Origin of the sequence: Palleronia pelagia (assembly GCF_900110115.1) — a bacterium.
In the GTDB taxonomy this organism is placed as follows: Bacteria; Pseudomonadota; Alphaproteobacteria; order Rhodobacterales; family Rhodobacteraceae; genus Palleronia; species Palleronia pelagia.
In genome coordinates this window covers 328253-349210 of the sequence record NZ_FOCM01000001.1, presented here as the reverse complement: position 1 = coordinate 349210, position 20958 = coordinate 328253, and the positions used below count along the sequence as shown (strand labels likewise).

Sequence of the window (20958 nt, the reverse complement as noted above, 5' to 3'; positions counted from 1 at the left end):
GCCGTCGTCCCCGGCGCCACCTAGCCCGCTTTCCGCGCGAGATCGGGGAACAACTCGGCCAAGCCCTCCTCGGTGGCCGCGCAGACGCCGCGCTCGGTGATCAGACCGGTCACCAACCGGCTGGGCGTCACATCAAACGCCGGGTTGCCCGCCCCGGTACCGTCGGGGGTGACACGGACCGTGCCGATACCGCCATCCTCGGTCCGCCCCTGGATATCGCTGACCTCCGCGCCATCGCGCTCCTCGATAGGGATCTCGGCGACACCGTCGCTGACCGTCCAGTCGATGGTCGGCGACGGCAGCGCAACGTAGAACGGCACCCCGTTGTCATGGGCCGCGAGCGCCTTGAGGTAGGTTCCGATCTTGTTGCACACGTCGCCGCGCCGCGTGGTGCGGTCGGTGCCGGTGATGACCATGTCCACCATTCCGTGCTGCATCAGGTGACCACCGGCGTTATCGGTGATGTAGTTGTGGGCCACGCCGTGGCTGCCCAGCTCCCACGCCGTCAGCGCACCCTGGTTGCGGGGCCGGGTCTCGTCCACCCAGACATGCAGCGGGATGCCGGCGTCATGGGCCTGATACATCGGGCTGGTGGCCGTGCCCCAATCCACCGTGGCTATCCAGCCGGCGTTGCAATGGGTCAGCAGGCGCACCGGCTCGCCCGCAGGCTTGCGCGCCGCGATCTCGCGGATGATTTCGAGCCCGTGGGCACCGATGCGGCGATTGATCTCCACATCCTCGTCGGCGATCTCGTGCGCCAGCCTCAGGGCGGCCGCGGCCCGATCGGCGGGCGCCAGCGGGCGCAGCGCCGCGCGGCAGCGATCCAGCGCCCAGCGCAGATTGATCGCCGTCGGCCGGGTCTTTTCCAGGAACGTCCAGGCCGCGTCCATGTTCGCGTCGCCGGGATCCTCGTCCATGGCACGGGCCATGCCATAGGCCGCCGTCGCCCCGATCAACGGCGCGCCGCGGACCCGCATCTGGTAAATGGCATCGGCGAAATCCTGCATCGTCGTCACATCGGCGACGCGGAAATCATGGGGCAGCCAACGCTGGTCGATTATCTTGAGGGTCCGGGCGTCAGCGTCCCACCACAGCGATCGGTAATGCGTGCCGTCGATCTTCATATGACATCCTTTCCGTTGAACCCGCGCGCCATGGCCGTCACCTCGGCCACCGATCCGATATCTTCTGCCGTATGGATCAACCGCGCGCCCATGGCCAGGTTGCGCGCCTCAAGCGGCGCGCGCCGGGCGGGATCCTCGATGCCTTCGAAATCGGCGTTATGCGCCAAGGACAGGCACCGGCGGTGCATCTCGATCCCGCACACGGCCCAGGCGTCTCGCCAAAGCCCGGTCAGCACCGCGTCACAGGCGGGCGTGCTGTCCTGACCCTGATCTTCGAAAAGCGAAGCGGGATAGAGGATTCCGGTGCGCTCGGTCTTCCAGAGGTTGCGGAACTCTTCCTCGAAAACCGCCGCCGTGGTCTCGATCACGTCAAGGATCCAGTCCTGATATTCCTCGAGATCTTCGCCCCGGTGGGCAGGCTGACTGAAATAGGCCATGAGGAAGTTGGCGAACAGCATGCCGATATCGAAGCCCATGGGGCCGTATTGCGCGAATTCCGGGTCGATGATCCGCGCCTCGTCCCCGGTTGCCATGATCGAGCCCGAATGCAGATCGCCGTGCAGCATCGTCTCGGTGTTTGACACGAAACGCTGAAGCGCCTGTTGTACCCTCACCTTCAGCGCCACATCGTCCCGCAGGCCGGCGATCACCGGCTCAAGCCCCGGCGTGTGATTGTTCATCTCCGCGTCGAAATAGGGATCGGTGAACACCAGAGCCTCGGTGATGGCGGGGATTGCCACGTTGCCCGCGAAGAGCGCCACGTCCGCCTTCTTGTCACTGCTGGCCATGGACAGCTCCGATCCGCGAAACGCGGTGCGCGAGCAGAATCGGCCCAGTGTCTGCGCGAGCCCCGTCACCCGTTCGCCCGCGATCAGCTTGTGTCGCAGGATCACGTGGGGCGACAGGAACTCCATGACGATCAGCGCCTGTTCGCGGTCGAAATGGAAGATCTCCGGCACCGCGCCGGCATCGCGCCCGGCCTGCCGCGTGAGGGCATGATGCTCGAAATACGCGCGATAGAGAGGCAGCGGCCAGCTGTCGCCCACCAGCCGGACATAGGGAAGCGCCTGCTTGACGATCACGCGTCCCGCCGGGCCGGACACGATGAAAACTAGGTTCAGGTTTCCATCCCCGACCTCGACAACCTCCCACTCATCGGGGTCCGGGCCAACCCGTTCCGACAGCTCAGGCAGCGTGCCCAGCCGGGACGGCAGGCTACTCGCATCCAATGCCTTGTAGGCCGTGTCAGCGGTCATCGTATCCTCCCAAGATGCGCGCGGACCAATGTCACCATCTTCGGAGTAGCCGCCGAAATATACTTATGTCAAATCATTTGACAGATGTATCAGGCTGCGCCTACCGTCGCCCTTGCTTCGGTTGGGAGGACCGGTTTGGAGGCCAACGTACTGGACGTGAACGGTTTGCAGAAATCGTTCGGAAGGAACCACGTGCTCAGGGGCATCGACATCGCGCTGGCGCCCGGCACCGTCACGGTGCTGATGGGCGCCAATGGCGCAGGCAAGTCGACGCTGGTCAAAGTGATCTGCGGCCACCACGGTTCGGACGGCGGCACAATGCGGCTGGACGGTCGGCCCTTTGCCCCGGCGGACGCGGCCGACGCGATCAAGCGCGGCGTTGTCACGGTGCACCAGTCCATCGATGACGGTGTGATCTCTGACCTGGATGTGGCGAATAACCTGATGCTGGACCGCCTCGTGGGTGGGGGCGCCCTGTTCGTGCGCGAGAGGCGTCTTCGTGCCGCCGCGGCCGAGGTCGCGGCACGCATGGGGTTGGAGATCGACCTGCGCGCGCGCGTCTCCGAACTGTCGGTGGCCGATCGCCAGATGATCGCGATCGCCCGCGCCATGGCCCGGGCGCCCGAAGTCTTGATCCTCGATGAACCCACATCTTCATTGTCGGCGACCGAGGCCGACCGCCTGTTCGCCCTGATCGACCGGCTGCGCGACCAAGGCGTCGCGATCCTGTATATCTCGCACCGAATGTCCGATATCCGCCGCATTGCCGACCGCATCGTGGTCATGCGCGACGGGGCAATCTCGGGCCGGTTCGACACCACACCGCTGGATTACGAGGCGGCCGTGACGGCGATGCTGGGTCACCGCATGACGGATGTGGATATCGCCCCCGCGGCGCCGGGTGCGCCGGTCCTGGAACTGAATGGCCTGCGATTATGGCACCATGCGCCCGCGTTCGACCTGGTCGCACATGACGGCGAAGTCGTGGCGATGGTCGGACTGCTGGGCAGCGGGAAAAGCCGTCTGGCCGAGATTCTGTTCGGCCTGCGCACCCCCGTGGCCGGTCGCATGCGCATAGACGGCGCGGCATACCGCCCGGACGGTGCCGGCGAGGCGAAGGCCCGTGGCGTGCACCTGTCCCCCAAGGATCGCGGATCGAACGCCGTCATCCCGGCCTTCGACATCGCCGACAACATGACCCTGCCGTTCCTTGGCGCTTTCGGAGCCGGGCCGCTCCTGAGCGGCCGCGCCCAAGTCGCCAGTGCCGACGACATGATCGACCGGCTGGGCATCGTCTGCCAATCCGCGCGCGATGGGATCGATACCCTGTCAGGCGGCAACCAGCAGAAGGTGATGATCGCGCGCTGGCTGCTACGCGACGCGAGGGTTTTGCTGCTGGACGAGCCTTTCCAGGGCGTCGATATCGGCGCGCGCCGCGATATCGGCCGTCATATCCGCGATACGGCCAAGGGGCGCGCGACGCTCGTCTTTCTGGCCGAGATCGACGAGGCGCTGGAAATCGCCGACCGCGTCGTCGTGCTGCACGAGGGCAGAATGGTGTCCGAGCATCGTGCCGGGCAAATCGACCTATCGGCGCTGGTTTCAGACATCTCGGGTGCCGAGGTGCGCGCATGACCGACCGGCTGCTGGACCTCGCAATCCGCTACGGCTTTCTCGCGTTGCTGGCCGGGCTGCTCGTCTATTTCAGCGTGGCGGCCCCCGGCTTCTTCGGACCGCTCTCAGCCGCCTTCGTGCTGCAATCGGTGGCGATAACCGGCATCCTCGCGCTGGGGGTCACCTGCACGCTGGTAGTGGGCGGGTTCGACCTCTCCATCGGGGCGGTCGCAACCTCGGCGCTGATGCTGTCGGCCTATTCGATGGTAATCCTCGAACATCCCGCCATCGTCGCCGTGGCCCTGTGCCTGCTCATGGGTGCGGGCGTGGGCTTCATAAACGGGATCCTGATCGTGAAATGCCGCGTCCCGGACCTGCTCGCCACGCTGGGCATGATGTTCCTGTTGATCGGGCTGCAGCGGATCCCGACGCAGGGCAACTCCATCGCCACGGGTATGACCCTCTCGGACGGGCGGGTAGCCGAAGGCACCTTCTCGCCCGCTTTCTTGTGGTTGGGCCGGCACCGCTTCGATCTGTTCATCGACCGGCTGCTGCCGATGCCGGTGGTGGTCTTCGTGGTCATCGCGGTGCTGATCTGGCTGTTTCTCGGTTTCACCCGGCACGGTCGGCTCATGTACGCAATCGGGTCGAACGCGCGGGCCGCGGCGCTGGTGGGGACGCCGGTCGAGCGCTACAGGATCGCCGCCTACATGATCTCGGGCGTCACCGCATCGGTGGGAGGCATTCTTCTTGCCGCGCGGCTGGGACGAGGCGACATCGCCAGCGGCAACAACCTTCTGCTCGACAGCGTGGCCGCCGCGCTCATCGGATTTGCCGTGCTGGGTGCGGCGCGCCCCAACGCGTTCGGGACGGCCATGGGCGCGCTCTTCGTCGGAATCCTCTTGCAGGGCATGACGATGATGAACGCCCCCTACTATACGCAGGATTTCGTCAAGGGCGCCGTGCTGGTCGCGGCCCTCGTCTTCACCTTCTACCTGTCCGCGCGCCGGGGGCGTGCCGGGCAGTGACCATCAGCGACAGGGAGGAACCAACATGCTGAGACGTCATCTTCTGGCCCTTGCCGGGGCCGCCAGCCTGGGGCTGGGCGGGGGCACCGCCCTGGCACAGGACGCGCCCGCACCCTTCGACACCCCGGAGGACGTGACCATCGCGCTGGTGCGATACCTGTCGACCGGCGATTTCTTCCAGGCATACCTTTCGGGCGTCGAGACACAGGCCGAGGCACTTGGCGTGAACCTGCGGGTGCTGGACAGCCGCCAGGATGCGGCGTTGCAGGCCGACATGGTGGACCAGGCCATCGCGCTGGGCGTGGACGGTATCATCATCCAGCACGGCCTCACCGAATCCATGCGCGAGGCCGCCCAGCGCGCGGTCGACGCCGGCATCAAGGTCGTGGCCTTCGACGTGGACGTGGAAAACGATGCCATCCCGCAGATCGAGCAGTCGGATTACCTTTTGGGCAAGCTGGCCTTGGAACAGGCCATCGAGGACAACGGCGACAGCTTCACCGCCGGCTATGTCTACGTTCCGGGGATCGCGCCGCTCGACCGCCGCCATGTCGCGTGGGAAGAGGTGAAAGAAGCCAATAGCGGCATCACCGAAGCTGCGCGCATCGGCACGCTGGACAACCCCATTGCCAACTCGAACGCGAACCAGGCCCGCGCGGCGTTGCAGGCCAATCCCGGCATCACGGTCTTTTTCGCACCCTATAACGAGTTCGCGAAGGGCGTGAAGATCGCCACGGACGAGCTGGGCCTGAGCGGCGACATGAGCATCTATTCCGCCGACATCTCGACTGCCGACATCGCGCTCATGCGCGAGTCCGGCAGCGCCTGGAAAGCCACGGTGGCGACCAACCCGGCCGTGGTCGGCGAAGTTTCGGTACGGGCGCTCGCCCTGATGCTGGCGGGCGAGGATCCAGGCGCATCGGTCATCGTGCCGCCGACCCTGATCACCCAGAGCTTTCTCAACGACGAGGACATCCGCAACATGGAGGACCTGGGCGCGAAAATGCCCCAGTTCCAACATGCGGACGTGGCCACGGCGGACTGGATCCCGCTGCCGCAACGCTGAGGCGCCAGCCCTCGGGCGCCACAGACACCGGTTGCGCTGCGCGAAGCTTTCGTTAGCGGTTTCAGTGAATTGCGCGCCGTCCGGCATCCCGTGCGGCGTGCAAATGCATTCAAGCTCCCGCCGCATCCCAGAGCGTTGCGAAGTGGTGGGTTGGCCCGTGCCCCTGCCCCACGTCCAGCCGGTCCGCGGCGCGGATCGCTGCCGTCACGAAATCCTTCGCCGCGCGAAAGGCCTCGGCGGGTGACAGGCCCCGCGCGAGCTGCGCGGCCAACGCAGAGGACAACGAACACCCCGTGCCGTGGGTATTGGCGGTGTCGATGCGCGGCGCGCGGGACCAGACGGCCCCGTCGGCCGAGACCAGGCAGTCGGCGCTGTCCGCCCCCTGACCGTGACCGCCCTTCATCAGTACGTATCGTGGCCCCAGCGCCAGCAGCGCGCGACCCTGCGCCTCGACCTCGGACTCGGTTCGCGCCACGCCCCGGTCCAGCAGATGCGCCGCCTCGGGCAGGTTCGGCGTCAGCATCAGTGCCAGCGGCAACAGGTCGTCACGCACCACGCGCACCGCGTCGGGTTCGAGCAGCGGGGCGCCTCCCTTGGCGATCATGACGGGGTCGAGCACGATCCGCTCCGCCGCCCGCGCGCGCAGCCGGTCGGCCACCCGCGCGGCGATGCCGGCGTTGCAGATCATGCCCACCTTCACCGCGTCGACGGCGATATCGTCGAACACCGCGTCGATCTGTGCCGCCACGAACTCCGGCGGCACCGGATGGATGCCGCTGACCCCTTGGGTGTTCTGGGCCGTCAGCGCTGTCAGCGCGGCCATGGCATAGGCGCCATTGGCCGAAATCGCCTTCAGGTCCGCCTGTATCCCGGCCCCCCCGGACGGGTCCGATCCGGCGATGGACAGGACGTTGGGGATCTTTCGGGTCATGCTTCTCTCCAGTTTCGGATGATGTCGCGTGCGGCGGCGCGGGGATCGGGCGCGCCAAGGATGGCGGACACAACCGCCATGCCGTCGCATCCCGCGTCGCGCACAAGGCCCGCATGGGGTGCCTTCAACCCGCCGATGGCGACCTTGGGCAAGCCCGTGGCGCGGGCCATGGCGGCAAGGCCGTCGAAGCCCAGCGGCGCGGCGTGTTTCGGCTTGGTTGACGTTGCCATGACGGGCCCGAGCCCGAGGTGATCGGCACCGCTATCGGCCACGGACGCCACGTGTGCGGGCGTTTCGCAGGACAGGCCCAGCAGCCGGTCCGGGCCGATCCGGCGCCGCACCGCGACCGGGTCGCCGTCCCCCTGCCCGATATGCACGCCGTCCGCCCCGGCGGCGATCGCCGCCGCAGGATCGTCGTTGACGATCAGCGGAACGCCGGTCCCCTTGAGCGCGGCGCGTATGGCGCTGGCCGTCCGCACGCGGCTGGCGGTGTCGGCGTCCTTGTCGCGCAACTGCACCATCGTCACGCCGCCATCCACCGCCGCACGCACCCGGGCGGGCAGTTCGGACGCCGGGCACAACCCCGGATCGGTGACGAGGTAGAGCCGCAGGCATCGCCGCAGTTGATCGGCCCTTACAGCCATGTGAGATGCGCGGCGTTGCTCAATTCCTCGGGCGTGATCCCCGCCAGCGCATCGAGAAAAGCCACGCGGAAGCTGCCGGGCCCCTGGGAGGCGCGTTCGCCCTGCGTGCCCGCCTCGGCGAACAGCACGAGCGCCGCGACCGCCGCGTCGAGCGGCGGCACCACGGCGGCGAACCCGCCCATCAGCCCGGCCTGCGAACAGCCCATGGCCGTCACCTTTGGCATCCGGTCCGATCCGCCCGCCACGCGCGCGGCGCGGGTGTCATCGGTCACGAAATCCACCGGCCCGGTCACCGCGACGACGGCGCCGGTCTGCCGCGCCAGCGCGCGCGCCGCGTCCTCGGCCGCCTCGACGGTGTCGCCGCTATCGGCGCCCTTGCCCGCCCCGGACTGCCCGGCCAGCGCAAGGATCTCGGACGCGTTGCCGCGCAGGATTGCGGGCTTGCGCTGAAGCAACCGCTGGGACGCATCCCGGCGGTAGGGCGTCGCGAAATTCGCTACCGGATCCAGCACCCAGGGCACGCCCGCGCCGTTGGCGGCATCCGCCGCCGCCTCCATCGCGCGCAGCCATGGGGGGGACAATGTGCCGGTATTGATCGTCAACGCCCCGGCGATGGGCGCGAAATCGGCGACCTCCTCCTCGGCGTGGACCATGGCGGGCGAGCCGCCGGCGGCCAGCAGCACGTTGGCGGCCAGGTCCATGGCCACGTAGTTCGTGATGCAATGGACCAGAGGCACGCTTTCGCGCAGGCGTGTCAGGGCGGTATCGGGTGGGGTGAAGTCGTCCGGCATGGCGTCCTCGTCTTGGGGTCGGGCCATGCGGGATGGGGCGCCAGTGGCGCTCGCCTTCCTCCGCCGGCATGACCCGGTTCAGGTTCGAAGGGTACATCTCAGCCCGAAGGCGCCCCTGGCGTGTGGTTGGTATTGTGTGCCGCGTTGTGCGGGCGTCAACCCCGGCCGGTGTCAGCGCGCCAGCACCACGTCGCGGCGGATGTCGAGATCCGAGGTCGCCGCCTCGACCAGGTAGTCGGCCACGTCGGTCCGCGAGATCAGGCCGTTGCGCCACTCGGACGGTTCGCGCAGCACGCGGTAGCGGCCGCTGGCCCCGCCATTGGTCAGGATGACGGGCAGCACGATGGTCCAGTCGATCGCGGTGTTACGGATCAGCTCTTCCTGCCGGTCCTTGTCGGCGTACGGTCGGCCCAGCAACGCCCAGTGACCCGCCCGTTCCACCGCGCTCATGGCCTTGCGCGACCGCCCGGCCCCGAAGCCGGTGACGGCGACCAGGCGGCGCGGCCCCCGCTCGGCCATGCAGTCCAGCAGGAGGCGCGTGCTGTCCGAGAACAGCGTCACCGGGGTCCAGAGCATCGACACGCTTTCCTTGATCCCCAGCGCATAGATCACCGCGTCCGTCCCTTCGAGCGCCGCGCCCACGTCACCGGAATCAAGCGCGTCGCCGTCCATGGTCTCCAATCCTTCGCGGGCCGCCAGATCATCCGCACTTCGGGCGAAGGCCCGCACGCGGTGCCCCTTGGCCAACGCCGTTTCCATGGCGATCTTGCCGATGCCCGAGGTGGCGCCGAAGATTGTCAGGTGAACACTCAATTCAACATGTCCTCGAACAGGCCGTGAAAGCGGCGATGCTGCGCGCCGTCCCGACCCAGGTACAGCGCGCCGCGTTGGTCGGTCACGCTCCAGGGTGTCTGTTGCAGGCGGTTGTTGTCGATGCTTTCGCTGGGCCGGTCGAGCCGGGCCGTGTCGCGATCCGTGCTGGGCATGGCAAAGCTCCTCGTCTGGTCGGCCCTGTCGGACCGGGTGAACACACAGTCTCAAATCCCGTCGCGCCGCGTGGGTCCGGACGGCCCGCGCGCGAAATGTCGCATCCGGTCCCCGCCTGGCGACAGGGCCGGCCCGCGTGAAATAAGAACCAGGGGCGCCGGACAGGCGGATGCCCGTCCAAGCCTATCCGCCCATCACCGACGACGGAAAACATCTGTTCCGGCAGCCAGGCAGGCCGCGAAACAGCGTTCCGCCCACAGGCCGCATTTTGCCGCTTAATGCAGTTGTTTTCCCCGTCCCATGGCCCAAATGAGGGTCAGAATTGAACGCCACGTCACGAAAGGCCCTGCCATGAAACACGCGATCGTCTCGGCGGCATTCGCCGTCACGCTCACCGCCGCGCCCGCGCTGGCGCAGGAGGACTTCGGCCCGCTGCTGACCCCGGGCGGACTGGAGCAAGCGCAGTCGAACGTCGACGACCTGCTGATCGTCGACATCCGCGACAGCGACGCCTTCGAGGCCGGCCACGTGGACGGCGCGGTGAACGCGCCCTACGGCCTGTTCCGCGGCCCGTCCGACAACCCCGGCCAGTTGCCCACCGAGGATCGCCTGACCGAGATCCTGCGCGACATCGGCGCCACCACCGACCGGCCCACGGTCATCACCTACCAGGGCGGCAGCATCACCGATTTCGGCGCCGCGGCCCGGGTCTACTGGACGCTGAAATCCAGCGGCGTGAGCGAGCTCGCCATCCTCAACGGCGGCATCAACGCGTGGACCGAGACCGGCAAGTCGCTGGGCACCGGCACGCCCGAGGTCTCGCCCAGCCAGATCGAAGTGACCTTCTCGGACGAATGGCTCGCCACCGCCGAGGACGTCCAGGCGGTGCTGGACGGCAACGACGACGCGCTGCTTCTGGACGCGCGCCCCGAAAGCTTCTGGTCGGGCGAGCAGTCGCACCCGGCCGCGGCGCGCCCCGGCACCCTGCCCCAGTCCGAGTATTTCGAACATGCCGGCTGGTTCTCGGACGGCCCCGCCATCATCGACGCGAGCGCGGCCCAGAGCCTGGCCGCCGAGCAGGGCTTCAGCGAGGCCGACCAGCTGATCTCGTTCTGCAACACCGGCCACTGGGCGGCGACCAACTGGTTCGCGCTGAGCGAGCTGGCGGGCATCGACAACGTGAAGCTGTTCCCCGAAAGCATGGTCGGCTGGTCCAACGCGGGCTATGACATGGCCAACGTGCCCGGCCCGATCCGGACGCTTTGGAACCAGATCAAGAACGTCTTCTAAGAAGGGGTCAGCATGGCCACCACCACCGCAAACGCATCGGCGGCCCCCGCCGGTGCCTCGACCTTCGGAAAGGCCGCCCTGATCGGGGCGGCCTTGGCTGTTTCGCTGGCCGTCGCCCTGTTCGTTGGCGCGCGCTATGGCCTGCTGCTGCTGATCGGGCTGGGCTTCGGCATCGTGCTGGAGGGCTATCGCTTCGGCTTTGCCGGCCCGTGGCGCCGCATGATCACCGACCGCGATCCCGGCGGCGTCCTGGCGCACCTGCTGTCCATCGGGATCGTGGCGATCTTCGCCATCCCGCTCCTGGCCTCGAACGGGGGCGAACTGCTTGGCGCGCGCGCGCCGGTGGGTTTCGCCATGATCGCCGGCGCCTTCGTCTTCGGGCTGTGCATGCAGCTGGTCATGGGCTGCGGCTCGGGCACGCTGGTCAACGCGGGCAGCGGCAACCCGGTCAGCCTTGTTGCGCTGCCCTTCTTCGCCATCGGCAGCTTCGCGGGCGCCTACCACCTGCTGTGGTGGACGAATCTCGGCGCGCTCCCCGTGATCGCGCTGGAAGGCACGACCGGCACGCTCCTGACGCTGGTGGCGCTGGCCGTGGTCGCGGTGTTCCTGCTGGCCATCGGCGCGCCGGGCAAGCGGGCGATCCCGCGCCGCTACATCGTGGCCGCCGTGCTGCTGGCCGCCCTGGCGCTGGCCAATTTCGCCGTGGCGGGGCAGCCCTGGGGCGTGGTCTACGGCCTGGGCCTCTGGGCCGCGAAGGGCGCCGCCGCACTGGGCGCGGACGTGACGGCATCGCCCTTCTGGGGCACGCCCGGCAATATCGACCGGCTCAACAATTCGGCGCTCACCGATGTGACCTCGCTGACCAATCTCGGCATCATCGCGGGCGCCTTCCTTGTGGCGGCGTGGCGCGGCGGGCTGTCGGCGGGCATGCCCGACCTGCCCGCGCGCGCCTGGGTCGCCACCATCGTGGCGGGCTTCCTGCTGGGCTACAGTTCGCGGCTGGCCTTCGGCTGCAACGTGGGCGCGTTCTTCTCGGGGATCTCGACCGGGTCGCTGCATGGCTGGGTCTGGTTTGCAAGCGCCTTCGCCGGGACGTATTACGGGATCAAGCTGCGGCCCGTCCTGGGTCTGGAGGGCCGGAAATGAGCCGCTGGGTCACCGCCGGGATCGCCCTTCTGGGGCTCACCGCCTTCATGGCGTGGGATCTCGCCGCAAGCGAGCCGCCCAACATATATCGCGCGCCCCCGCTGATCGCGCTGGGGTCCGGCGCGGCCGCGTCAGGCGCCCATTGCGCGGCCCTGCCCTCGGACTGAGACCGCACCTCGCGGGCCGGGCCGGGCCCGCGATAGCCGCCTTTCCTAAACAAAGTGGACGAAAAATTGCCCGCTTGTGATCGCTAAATCCGCCGGGGCGGGGTTGCTGTCGCAGCGTCTCTCTCTATTTTCTAGAATGGTATACCAAATTGCCAACAGGGAGAGAGAGATGAAAAAGACGCTTGTCACGGCCTGTGCCGCCGCGCTTTTGACCGCCGGTGCCGCCAGCGCCCAGACCAACCTGCGCATCCAGACCCACCAGTCGGCCGAGTCCGTCTGGGGTGAGCTCATCGGCGAATTCGTCGAGAACGTGGAGCGGATGTCGGGCGGCGACCTGACCATCGAGATGTTCTACAGCTCGCCCGTGGTCGCCACGACCGAGACCTTCACCGCCGCGGCCCAGGGCATCCTGGATTGCGACATGACGAACGGCAGCTACCAGACCGGCCTGAACCCGGCGTTTCAGTTCGTGTCCGACCCCATGGGCGGCTACGACACGCCGCTGCAATTCCTCGCATGGGTCCAGTACGGCGGCGGCGAAGACGCCATCCAGGAACTGTACGAGGCGAACGGGATGCACTTCATCGGCGCCTATACCGGCGGCCAGGAATCCATGAACTCGTCGACCCCGATCGCAGGCCCGTACGACCTGGAAGGCTGGAAGTTCCGTTCGCCCCCGGGCATGGAGACCGAGATCTTCGCCGAGCTCGGCGCCTCGCCCATCGTGATGGACTTCACCGAGATCTTCACCGCGCTCGAGACGGGCATCATCGACGGGGCCGACGCCTCGACCCTGGCCAACAACGTGGGCCTGGGGATCTACGACGTGGTCAGCCACGCGACCTATCCGGGCTTCCACTCGATGTCGGCGGACCACCTGGCCTGCTCGACCGCCGTGTGGGAGACGCTCAGCGACCAGCACAAGGCGATTTTGGAAACCGCGATGGACCAGATCTCGCTCAAGCTGATGCTGAACACGCTGGTGGCCAACGGCGAGGCCGCGACCGAGCTGCCCAAGCAGGGCGTGACGCTCTACGACTGGTCGGACGAGGACCGCGCCACCTTCCGCGCGGCGGCCGTGAAGCAGTGGGACAGCTGGGCCGAGAAGACGCCCGAAACCCAGGCCCTGGTCGAAAGCCACAAGGCCTTCCAGGAGCGGATCGGCCTCGGCACCTCCGAGTGATCCGCACCTGACCTGAGAGAAAAACGAAGGGGCGCCCCGAGGGCGCCCCTTTTTTCATCCGCTATGATCTCGAACGGCCCGATCTTCGCCTGCCGCAAGCATCTTGCGGGAAAGCTCGACACGCACCGGCCCCGCCCCTTCACCCCAGCTCGAGCAGCACGATCTCGGGCGGGACACCGAAGCGGACGGGTGCGATGGAGCATCCCAGCCCCCCCGAGACGACAAGGTCCGCCGGTGTTCCGTCGGGGCGCGGCTCGACGACGTGTCCATAGGCGTATCGATTGCCGTAACGGGACGGCACGACCGGCGAATGTCCGAAAACCCGGAATTGTCCGCCATGGGTATGTCCCGATACCGTCAGGGCGACGGGACGCTCGGCCGATTTGATGTCCGGAAAGATGTCGGGTTCGTGGGCCATGAGAATGACGGGCGCGTCATCGGTGACCGCGCGCAGGGTCGCCCCGACATCATGCACGCCGCGCCATGTCGTCCGCCCGTATTTGCGCCCCGGCAAGAGAGCGAGCTGGTCGCCGAGCCCGGCGATCCAGAACGGATGGTTGCCCTGTGTCAGGCGGATCGCCTCGTTCTGCAGGACCGGCAGTCCCGCCTTTTCGAGGGCGAGCTGTCCGAAGGTCGGTCCATGCCCACGCCGCTGGGCCGTCTTGTCCTCCCACCAGTCGTGATTGCCTAGGATCGCATACCTGCCGAGGGGCGCCTGGAGACCCGCCAGGATCGGGGCCCATTCGCTCGAATGGACGTAGGAGGTCACGAACCGCGAGGAGATGCCCGCCGAGTAGTCCCCGAGAAGAAGGATGACGTCGGGCTTGAGCGCATTGGTCCGCTCGACGATGCGCGCGATGCGATCGGTGCTCATCCACGGATTGCAGGCATGGATATCCGCAACCAGCGCCACCTTGAGCTTCAATCCGGGCGTCCAGCCGGCGGGCGTGAAGGCATGGCGTGTCGTCTGCAGGCGCAAGAGCGGCTCGATGGCGAACGCGTATGACCCCAAAGCGGCAGAGGATATCGCCCCGAGACCGATGGCCTGGAGAAAGCGGCGGCGGCTGAACATTCGACGCTCGGGCATGGTTCGGCGACTCTTCTCGCTCGGGGATGGGCGGACCAGGTGACCGCCTATCACGAGTCACGCAGACGATCGACGCCCGGATCGAAGTGTCATCGCCATGGTGTGACAGCGGGGGTTTATTAGGTCCCTGAAGCTCGCTGAGCTTGGCGAATGCGGTCTAAATTACAAGCCTTTAGGTCGAATTCGATAGATGGGGGCCTTGCTGAAGAAGCCGCCATCCCGGACCCGGAAGCTGCCCCCGCACTCTTTTGCGGGGGCGTCCGCCGATCAAAACCGTCTGCGCCGGCTTGGCGCGCCTGCCTGTGCGACCCCGCTGGCAAGGGGTGCGATCCTGTATCAGCCGACCAGCCTAAGTAGCTCGCCGGAGACTCTCCGGGATCGACCCGCCCCCCTTACGCCGCTTCGCGCTTGGGGTTCTTGCCCAGGATGATCATCGACAGGATGTCGTCCTCGGTGACGTCCTCGACATGCTCGGTGCCCACCAGCGCGCCGTTCTTCATCACCGACACCCGGTCGCACAGGGCCATCATCTCGCGCGTGTCGTGACTGATCAGGACGATGCCCAGGCCCTGGGCCTTCAGCTCCTTGATGATCTCGGCCACCATCTCGGTCTCGTGCACACCCAAGGCGGCGGTCGGCTCGTCCATGATGACGATCTTCGCGTCGAAATAGACCGCCCGGGCAATGGCCACCGACTGCCGCTGCCCGCCCGACAGGGCCGACACCGGGACGCTGAACTTTTTGAAGTTGGGGTTCAGCCGGTGCATGATCTTGCGCGTCTCGGCCTCCATCGCGCTGTCGTCGACAAGGCCCAGCGACGTGGTGATCTCGCGCCCCAGGAACAGGTTGGCCGAGGCGTCCAGGTTATCGGCCAGGGCCAGCGTCTGGTAGATCGTCTCGATGTTGTAGTCGCGCGCGCCGGCCGGGCTGCGGATGTCGGCCTTTTCGCCGTTGATCCAGATCTCGCCCGAATCCATCCGGTAGGCGCCGGCAAGGATCTTGATCAGCGTGGACTTGCCCGCGCCGTTGTGCCCCAGCAGGCCCACCACCTCGCCCGGGTAGACGTCGATGCTGACGTCATCCACGGCCTGCACGCCGCCGAAGGCGATCGAGATGTTCTTCATCGCGACCAGCGGCGTGCCGCTGCGATCGATCTTTTGCTTGGTCTCGGCCATGGTCTCAGCCCTCCACGCGGCGGCGATAGATGATGTCGATCAGGACGGCGGCGACCAGAACGCTGCCGACGACGATGTTCTGCAGGGGCGCGTCCACGCCCACCATCGCCATGCCCGATTGCAGCGACTGCATGATCAGCGCGCCGAGGATGGCGCCGTAGATCGTGCCGACCCCGCCGGCGAGCGCGGTGCCCCCGATGACGGCGGCGGCGATCACGCGTAGCTCGTCCAGCGTGCCGATATCGTTGGAATGAAAGGTCAGGCGCGACGAGGCGACGAGGCCCGCGATGGCGACCAGCACGCCCATCAGCGCGAAGACCTTCACGGTGAGCATACGGGTGTTGATGCCAGACAGCTCGGCCGCGTCGGGGTTGCCCCCGGTGGCGAAAATGTAGCGTCCGAACCGCGTCTTGCGCGCGACGACCGTCATCACGATGGCGACGGCGATCAGCAGCAGGACCGAGATCGGCAGGCCGTAGGAGGCGGTGAAGCCCTCGGGCACGGTTTCGCCCCGCGCCTCGAACTGACGCTCCAGCACGCGCGACGGCACCTCGTAGGCGTTCAGGATGGCGATGAAGCCCAGGATGGCGGCGACGAAGATGCCGCCCACCACGAATTCGGCCCAGATCGGCTTCACCGGGAAATCATGGCGCAGCTTGGACCGGCGCCCTGAAACCAGCGCCAGGACCGCCGCGGCCGCCGCGATCAGGCCCACGATCCAGGACGACGACGCGCCCAGCGTGCCGTTGATCCCGCCAAACAGCTGAAAGGTCTCGTTGAGCGGGCCGATGGTCTGGCCGTTGGTCAGGTACCAGGCCACGTTGCGCCACACCAGCAGGCCGCCCAGGGTCACGATGAAGGCCGGGATGCCGAGAAAGCCCACCAGGTAGCCCTGAAAGCCGCCGATGATGCCGCCGACAAGGATGCCGAAAATAATGGCGAGGATGGCCAGCCACGGGCTGCCCAGCGGGATGCCCAGAATGTCGGGTAGCCAGGCCGTCTGCATCATCGCCATCACGGCCGAGCAGGTCGCGAGGAGCGAGCCCACGGCCAGATCGATATGGCGGGTGACGATGATGAACACCATCCCGGTGGCCATGATCGCGACCGACACGGTCTGGATCGTCAGGTTGAACAGGTTGCGCGGCGTCAGGAATTGCCCGCCGGTCATGATGTTGAACAGGATGCAGATCAGCAGGAAGGCACCGATCATGCCCAGAAGGCGCAGATCGAGCTCGAGCTGTGAAAAGAAGCTTCGATTGGGGCCGCTGCGTCCGGCGGAGGACGCCTGCCCCGAGGTGGAATCGCTCATGTCCGCGCTCCTGCCATGTTTGCAAAGGGGAAAGTCACGGCGCGCTCAGGCTCCGCCGTGACGGATCTGGTGCCGGGCGGGCCCCGTGGCCCGCCCGGACGTGTCGATCAGTTGCAGGGCGCGGGGCCGTCCGAGACGCCCTGGCACAGCTCTTCCTGGCTGATCCAGCCGGCGTCGACGACGACCGACAGGTTCTCCTGGGTGACCGGCACGGGCTCGAGGAACTCGGCCCAGAGCGTGGTGCCCGCGGGCGAAGTCCACTCTTCCGCGCCTTCCAGCTCGGACATCTCGGTGCCCGACGCCAGCTCCAGCGCGTACTGGCCCGCGGCGGCGCCCAGGTCACGGCTGTCCTTCCAGACGCTGACGGTCTGGGTGCCCTGCGCGATGCGGTTCAGCGCGGCGAAGTCGGCGTCCTGGCCGGAAACCGGGATCCCGTCCAGGCCCTGCGCGGTCAGCGCGGCCACGGCGCCACCGGCGGTGCCGTCGTTCGACGCGACCACGGCGTCGACGTCGTTGCCCTGCTGGGTCAGGATCTGCTCCATGTTGCGCTGCGCGTTGGCGGGCAGCCAGCCGTCGGTATAGGCTTCGCCGACGATGGTGATGTCACCGGCGTCGATCGCGTCCTGCAGGACTTCCTGCTGGCCGCCACGCAGGAAGTCCGCGTTCGGGTCGGTGGGCGAGCCCTTGATCATCACGTAGTTGCCGGTCGGCTGCGCCTCGAGCACGGCACGGGCCTGCATCCGGCCGACCTCGATGTTGTCGAAGGTCAGGTAGAAGGCACGATCGTCCTCGATCAGGCGGTCATAGGCGATGACCGGGATACCGGCATCGGCCGCGGCCTGCACGGCGGGGATGATGGCCTGGGTATCCTGGGCGAGGATGATCAGCGCGTCGACGCCCTGCGAGATCAGGGATTCGACGTCCGATAGCTGCTTGGCCGACGAGGACTGGGCATCGGCCGACACGTATTCGGCCCCGGCTTCCTCGAGCGCGCCCATAATGGCGGCTTCGTCGGTTTTCCAGCGCTCTTCCTGGAAGTTCGACCAGCTGACGCCGACGGTCATGTCGGACGTGTGCTCGGCCGCGAAGGCCACGGTGGTGAGCGACGTGGACAGCGCGGCGGCTGCCAGAAGCGAAAGACGCATGTTTTCCTCCCATTTGGATACGCCCCTGCCTTGTGACGGCGGGGTCGGTCTTTGCGTGGCAAGACCATGGAGTTCTTTATTTCACCTGTCAAAATAAAAACGTTGCGAGATACCGCATGTCGCCTAATCTGGAGCAATATTCTTCGCTGCAGCGCCGAAACTCTCGGTGCACCGCGGCAAAACGGGCGCCCTTATCTATGGCAAATGAAAGAAATGCGCCGATTGTGACGGCGGCCGCTCTTTCCGCACCGCAGCATGGCGGCTGCGGACCGCTGCGCATCAGCCGCGCGGATTCGGGTGATTCGGCGGTGCCGCTGCGCCAGCAGGTCTTCGAATCGGTCCGCGCGGGCGGCGCGCTCAGCCGGGTCGAGATCGCGCGCATGCTCGGCGTCAGCCCCGGATCGGTCACCCAGGCCGCCGCCGACCTGATCGCCGCCGGCTACCTGCAGGAGGTCGAGACCGCACCGCGCGACGGCGAGACGACGCGCGGCCGCCCGCCCGTGGGGCTGGCCGTCAATCCGGCGGCCGGCACCGTGGCGGGCATCAAGATCTCCGAGGCCGGGCATTCCGCCGTGCTCTACGATTTCGCGGGCGGGGCGCTGGCCGACATGACGCTGCCCGGCGCGGTCCGGCCGCTGTCGCGCGCCGAGGTCAAGGCGACCGTCGCGCAGCTTCTGGACGGCTTGCTGGGCCAGGCGAGCATCACCCGCGACCAGGTGGCCGCCGTGGGGCTGGGCATGCCGGGCTTCATCGACGGCGAGACGGGCCAGGCCCTGTGGTCGTCGATGCTGTCGGACGCCAACCTGCCGCTGACCGAACTGCTGTCCGACCACCTGGGCTGCCCTGTCATCATCGACAACGACGCGAACCTGATGACCCTGGCCGAGCTGTGGTTCGGCGACGGGCGCGACGTGTCGAACTTCGCCGTGGTCACCATCGAGCACGGCGTCGGCATGGGGCTGGTCCTGAACAACAGGCTCTATCGCGGCGGGCGGGGTCTGGGGACCGAGCTCGGCCACACCAAGGTGCAGCTCGACGGCGCGCTTTGCCGCTGCGGCCAGCGCGGCTGCCTGGAAGCTTACGTGGCCGACTATGCCCTGGTGCGCGAGGCGTCGACCGCGCTCGACTGGTCGGGCAAGGACCTGCTGGGCCCGCGCGAGATGCTGTCCGAGCTCTACGACCACGCCAAGGCCGGCAACACCGCCGCCCGCTCGATCTTCCGCCGCGCCGGGCGCTACCTGGCGGTAGGGCTGGCCAACGTGGTGAACCTGTTCGACCCCGAGCTCATCATCCTGTCGGGTGAGCGGATGGAATACGATTACCTTTACGCCGACGAGGTGCTGCGCGACATGGCGGCCGCCGCGATCCAGGTGGACCGGCCCGCGCCGCGGGTGCAGATCCACGCGTGGGGCGACCTGATCTGGGCGCGCGGGGCCGCGGCGCTGGCCCTGTCGACCGTGACGGCCCAGCGGCTGGGCACCCCCGGCGCATTGGACGAGGCCTCATGCGTCGCCTGATCCTGCCCCTGCTCTTCGCCCTGCCCGCCCATGCCGATCCCGCTTTCATAGACCGGTCGGGCGCCCTGCCCGCGCCCCATTTCTACGAAGGCGGCTGGACGCATTTCGTCGGCGGTGGTGTCGCCATCCTCGATTGCAACGGCGATAGCCGGCCCGACCTTTTCGCCGCCGGTGGCGCGGCGCCCGCCAGCCTGCTGGTGAACGAAACCACCCCCGGCGGCGACATCACCTTCCGCGCGGGTCCCGCGCAGGAAACGGGCGTCATCGGCGCCTACCCGCTGGACGTGGACGGCGACGGGCACATGGACCTGTTCGTGCTGCGTGACGGCGTGAACCGCCTTCTGCGCGGCGATGGCGATTGCGGCTTCACCGATGCCACTGCCGCGATGGGCCTGCCCGAGGACGCGCGCTGGACCACGGCCTTCAGCGCCACGTGGGAGGACGGCGCGGACCGTCCCACCCTTGCCATCGGCAACTACGTGGACCGCGACGACCCGGACGGCCCCTTCGGCACCTGCGACGAAAGCTACCTGCTCCGCCCCGAGGGGGACCGCTATGGCGCGCCGATCCCGCTGGCGCCGTCCTTCTGCCCGCTGTCCATGCTGATCTCGGACTGGCGGCGCGAGGGCGATCCGCTGCTGCGCGTGTCGAACGACCGCCATTACTACCTCAGCGACGGGTACGAGCAGATGTGGGGCCTGTCGCCCCTGCGCGAATGGGGCGCGGCCGAGGGCTGGGACACCATGCGCCTGTGGGGCATGGGCATCGCCAGCGGCGACATCACCGGCGACGGGCGGCCCGAGGTGGTCCTGACCTCCATGGGCGACCAGATGATCATGGAGAACACCGGCGGCGGGTTCACCGCCTTCCCCTTCGCCATCGGCGCCTACGCCCAGCGCCCGCATACCGGGGACGACGGACGCCCCTCGACCGGCTGGCACGCCGAGTTCGGCGATGTCGACAACGACGGGCGGCTGGACCTGTTCATCGCCAAGGGCAATGTCGACCAGATGCCCGGCCTCGCGATGGAGGATCCCAACAACCTGCTGATGCAGGGCGCGGATGGCACCTTCGTCGAGGCCGCGGCCGATGCCGGTGTCGCCACGGTGGCCCGGTCGCGCGGCGGCGGCCTTGCCGATCTGAACGGCGACGGGCGGCTGGACCTGGTGGTGGTGAACCGCCGCGCGCCGCTCGAGATCTGGCAGAACGCGACCCCCGATTCCGGTCACCGGCTGTCGGTGACGCTCGAGCAGCCGGGGCCGAACCGCAATGCCGTGGGCGCGTGGATCGACCTGCGCGGGGCCGCCGGACCACAATCGCGCGAGGTGACGGTGGGCGGCGGCCATGCCGGGGGACAGGCGGGGCCGGTGCATTTCGGGCTGGGCGACGCGGACATTGCCGAACTGCGCGTCACGTGGCCCGACGGCACGGTGGGCGACTGGCAGCCGGTCGCGGCGGACACCGCGATCACCCTGCGGCGCGAGTGAAAGCGGGC

General features: G+C 67.8%; 20 protein-coding genes and 1 riboswitch. Of the genes, 9 read left to right on the top strand and 11 right to left on the bottom strand.

Going from position 1 to position 20958, the window contains the following annotated elements:
- Positions 1–20 precede the first annotated feature (20 nt).
- Both mtnA and mtnK read right to left on the bottom strand, forming a co-directional pair.
- Positions 21–1124: an S-methyl-5-thioribose-1-phosphate isomerase gene (gene mtnA / locus BMX96_RS01750; protein WP_091843605.1), complete on the bottom strand. Its 1104-nt coding sequence runs from the start codon at positions 1122–1124 to the stop codon at positions 21–23.
- Positions 1121–2380, bottom strand: a complete 1260-nt coding sequence (gene mtnK, locus BMX96_RS01745) for an S-methyl-5-thioribose kinase (protein ID WP_091843602.1) — start codon at positions 2378–2380, stop codon at positions 1121–1123. The genes mtnA and mtnK overlap by 4 nt, the downstream gene beginning before the upstream one ends.
- A gap of 135 nt (positions 2381–2515) precedes the next feature.
- Here mtnK and BMX96_RS01740 point away from each other — a divergent pair, with 135 nt between their 5' ends.
- Genes BMX96_RS01740 through BMX96_RS01730 form a run of 3 tightly spaced genes read left to right on the top strand, consistent with a single transcriptional unit; the run spans position 2516 to position 6088 of the window.
- The gene (locus BMX96_RS01740) at positions 2516–4015 is read left to right on the top strand and encodes a sugar ABC transporter ATP-binding protein (RefSeq protein WP_236736922.1); all 1500 of its coding nucleotides are present in this window, start codon (positions 2516–2518) and stop codon (positions 4013–4015) included.
- The gene (locus BMX96_RS01735) at positions 4012–5022 is read left to right on the top strand and encodes an ABC transporter permease (protein WP_091843597.1); all 1011 of its coding nucleotides are present in this window, start codon (positions 4012–4014) and stop codon (positions 5020–5022) included. The genes BMX96_RS01740 and BMX96_RS01735 overlap by 4 nt, the downstream gene beginning before the upstream one ends.
- A gap of 25 nt (positions 5023–5047) precedes the next feature.
- Positions 5048–6088 carry a substrate-binding domain-containing protein gene (locus BMX96_RS01730; RefSeq protein WP_091843594.1) on the top strand — a complete coding sequence of 347 codons (1041 nt, stop codon included), beginning with the start codon at positions 5048–5050 and terminating at the stop codon, positions 6086–6088.
- A 109-nt stretch (positions 6089–6197) separates the two neighbouring features.
- Here BMX96_RS01730 and thiD read toward each other — a convergent pair whose 3' ends face one another.
- From thiD to BMX96_RS19515, 5 genes are all read right to left on the bottom strand, one after another.
- Entirely contained in the window at positions 6198–7019 is an 822-nt protein-coding gene (gene thiD, locus BMX96_RS01725) for a bifunctional hydroxymethylpyrimidine kinase/phosphomethylpyrimidine kinase (RefSeq protein WP_091843592.1), read from the bottom strand.
- A complete protein-coding gene (thiE, locus tag BMX96_RS01720) occupies positions 7016–7663 on the bottom strand; it encodes a thiamine phosphate synthase (protein WP_091843589.1) in 648 nt (215 codons plus the stop codon). The genes thiD and thiE overlap by 4 nt, the downstream gene beginning before the upstream one ends.
- A complete protein-coding gene (gene thiM, locus BMX96_RS01715; RefSeq protein WP_407944644.1) occupies positions 7654–8481 on the bottom strand; it encodes a hydroxyethylthiazole kinase in 828 nt (275 codons plus the stop codon). Before thiM ends, thiE begins: the two co-directional genes overlap by 10 nt.
- An 11-nt stretch (positions 8482–8492) precedes the next feature.
- A riboswitch (TPP riboswitch) is annotated at positions 8493–8581 on the bottom strand.
- A 44-nt stretch (positions 8582–8625) separates the two neighbouring features.
- Positions 8626–9267, bottom strand: a complete 642-nt coding sequence (locus BMX96_RS01710) for an NAD(P)-dependent oxidoreductase (protein WP_236736921.1) — start codon at positions 9265–9267, stop codon at positions 8626–8628.
- A complete protein-coding gene (locus tag BMX96_RS19515) occupies positions 9264–9440 on the bottom strand; it encodes a hypothetical protein (protein WP_175481629.1) in 177 nt (58 codons plus the stop codon). Before BMX96_RS19515 ends, BMX96_RS01710 begins: the two co-directional genes overlap by 4 nt.
- Before the next feature lie 352 nt (positions 9441–9792).
- On the opposite strand from BMX96_RS19515, the gene BMX96_RS01705 reads away from it, so the two are divergent.
- The 4 genes from BMX96_RS01705 to BMX96_RS01695 all read left to right on the top strand — a co-directional run bounded on the left by BMX96_RS01705 (position 9793) and on the right by BMX96_RS01695 (position 13227).
- Positions 9793–10731, top strand: coding sequence for a sulfurtransferase (locus BMX96_RS01705; protein ID WP_091843583.1), 939 nt, complete (start codon positions 9793–9795; stop codon positions 10729–10731).
- Positions 10732–10743: 12 nt separating this feature from the next.
- Positions 10744–11877, top strand: a complete 1134-nt coding sequence (locus BMX96_RS01700) for a YeeE/YedE family protein (protein ID WP_091843581.1) — start codon at positions 10744–10746, stop codon at positions 11875–11877.
- Entirely contained in the window at positions 11874–12044 is a 171-nt protein-coding gene (locus BMX96_RS19510; protein ID WP_175481628.1) for a hypothetical protein, read from the top strand. Before BMX96_RS01700 ends, BMX96_RS19510 begins: the two co-directional genes overlap by 4 nt.
- Positions 12045–12213: 169 nt before the next feature.
- Complete coding sequence (locus tag BMX96_RS01695) at positions 12214–13227, top strand: TRAP transporter substrate-binding protein (RefSeq protein ID WP_091843578.1); 1014 nt, start codon at positions 12214–12216, stop codon at positions 13225–13227.
- Between the two features lie 139 nt (positions 13228–13366).
- Here the strand turns inward: BMX96_RS01695 and BMX96_RS01690 are convergent, their stop codons facing one another.
- The 4 genes from BMX96_RS01690 to xylF form a co-directional block, all read right to left on the bottom strand.
- Positions 13367–14314, bottom strand: coding sequence for a metallophosphoesterase (locus BMX96_RS01690; protein WP_236736920.1), 948 nt, complete (start codon positions 14312–14314; stop codon positions 13367–13369).
- Between the two features lie 392 nt (positions 14315–14706).
- Positions 14707–15489: an ATP-binding cassette domain-containing protein gene (locus tag BMX96_RS01685; protein ID WP_091843573.1), complete on the bottom strand. Its 783-nt coding sequence runs from the start codon at positions 15487–15489 to the stop codon at positions 14707–14709.
- Positions 15490–15493: 4 nt separating this feature from the next.
- A complete protein-coding gene (locus BMX96_RS01680; RefSeq protein ID WP_091843570.1) occupies positions 15494–16801 on the bottom strand; it encodes a sugar ABC transporter permease in 1308 nt (435 codons plus the stop codon).
- Between the two features lie 107 nt (positions 16802–16908).
- Entirely contained in the window at positions 16909–17946 is a 1038-nt protein-coding gene (gene xylF, locus BMX96_RS01675; protein WP_091843567.1) for a D-xylose ABC transporter substrate-binding protein, read from the bottom strand.
- Between the two features lie 308 nt (positions 17947–18254).
- On the opposite strand from xylF, the gene BMX96_RS01670 reads away from it, so the two are divergent.
- Together BMX96_RS01670 and BMX96_RS01665 are read left to right on the top strand one after the other, a co-directional pair.
- A complete protein-coding gene (locus tag BMX96_RS01670; RefSeq protein WP_330220625.1) occupies positions 18255–19463 on the top strand; it encodes an ROK family protein in 1209 nt (402 codons plus the stop codon).
- Complete coding sequence (locus BMX96_RS01665; protein WP_091843562.1) at positions 19451–20950, top strand: CRTAC1 family protein; 1500 nt, start codon at positions 19451–19453, stop codon at positions 20948–20950. The genes BMX96_RS01670 and BMX96_RS01665 overlap by 13 nt, the downstream gene beginning before the upstream one ends.
- Positions 20951–20958: the final 8 nt, after the last annotated feature.

Excerpts from the sequence above, each read along its gene's own strand:
- mtnA (WP_091843605.1), bottom strand. The coding sequence starts at position 1,124 with ATGAAGATCGACGGCACGCATTACCGATCGCTGTGGTGGGACGCTGAC.
- mtnK (WP_091843602.1), bottom strand. The coding sequence starts at position 2,380 with ATGACCGCTGACACGGCCTACAAGGCATTGGATGCGAGTAGCCTGCCG.
- BMX96_RS01735 (WP_091843597.1), top strand. The coding sequence starts at position 4,012 with ATGACCGACCGGCTGCTGGACCTCGCAATCCGCTACGGCTTTCTCGCG.
- BMX96_RS01730 (WP_091843594.1), top strand. The coding sequence starts at position 5,048 with ATGCTGAGACGTCATCTTCTGGCCCTTGCCGGGGCCGCCAGCCTGGGG.
- thiD (WP_091843592.1), bottom strand. The coding sequence starts at position 7,019 with ATGACCCGAAAGATCCCCAACGTCCTGTCCATCGCCGGATCGGACCCG.
- thiE (WP_091843589.1), bottom strand. The coding sequence starts at position 7,663 with ATGGCTGTAAGGGCCGATCAACTGCGGCGATGCCTGCGGCTCTACCTC.
- thiM (WP_407944644.1), bottom strand. The coding sequence starts at position 8,481 with ATGGCCCGACCCCAAGACGAGGACGCCATGCCGGACGACTTCACCCCA.
- BMX96_RS19515 (WP_175481629.1), bottom strand. The coding sequence starts at position 9,440 with ATGCCCAGCACGGATCGCGACACGGCCCGGCTCGACCGGCCCAGCGAA.
- BMX96_RS01705 (WP_091843583.1), top strand. The coding sequence starts at position 9,793 with ATGAAACACGCGATCGTCTCGGCGGCATTCGCCGTCACGCTCACCGCC.
- BMX96_RS01700 (WP_091843581.1), top strand. The coding sequence starts at position 10,744 with ATGGCCACCACCACCGCAAACGCATCGGCGGCCCCCGCCGGTGCCTCG.
- BMX96_RS19510 (WP_175481628.1), top strand. The coding sequence starts at position 11,874 with ATGAGCCGCTGGGTCACCGCCGGGATCGCCCTTCTGGGGCTCACCGCC.
- BMX96_RS01695 (WP_091843578.1), top strand. The coding sequence starts at position 12,214 with ATGAAAAAGACGCTTGTCACGGCCTGTGCCGCCGCGCTTTTGACCGCC.
- BMX96_RS01690 (WP_236736920.1), bottom strand. The coding sequence starts at position 14,314 with ATGCCCGAGCGTCGAATGTTCAGCCGCCGCCGCTTTCTCCAGGCCATC.
- BMX96_RS01685 (WP_091843573.1), bottom strand. The coding sequence starts at position 15,489 with ATGGCCGAGACCAAGCAAAAGATCGATCGCAGCGGCACGCCGCTGGTC.
- BMX96_RS01680 (WP_091843570.1), bottom strand. The coding sequence starts at position 16,801 with ATGAGCGATTCCACCTCGGGGCAGGCGTCCTCCGCCGGACGCAGCGGC.
- xylF (WP_091843567.1), bottom strand. The coding sequence starts at position 17,946 with ATGCGTCTTTCGCTTCTGGCAGCCGCCGCGCTGTCCACGTCGCTCACC.
- BMX96_RS01665 (WP_091843562.1), top strand. The coding sequence starts at position 19,451 with ATGCGTCGCCTGATCCTGCCCCTGCTCTTCGCCCTGCCCGCCCATGCC.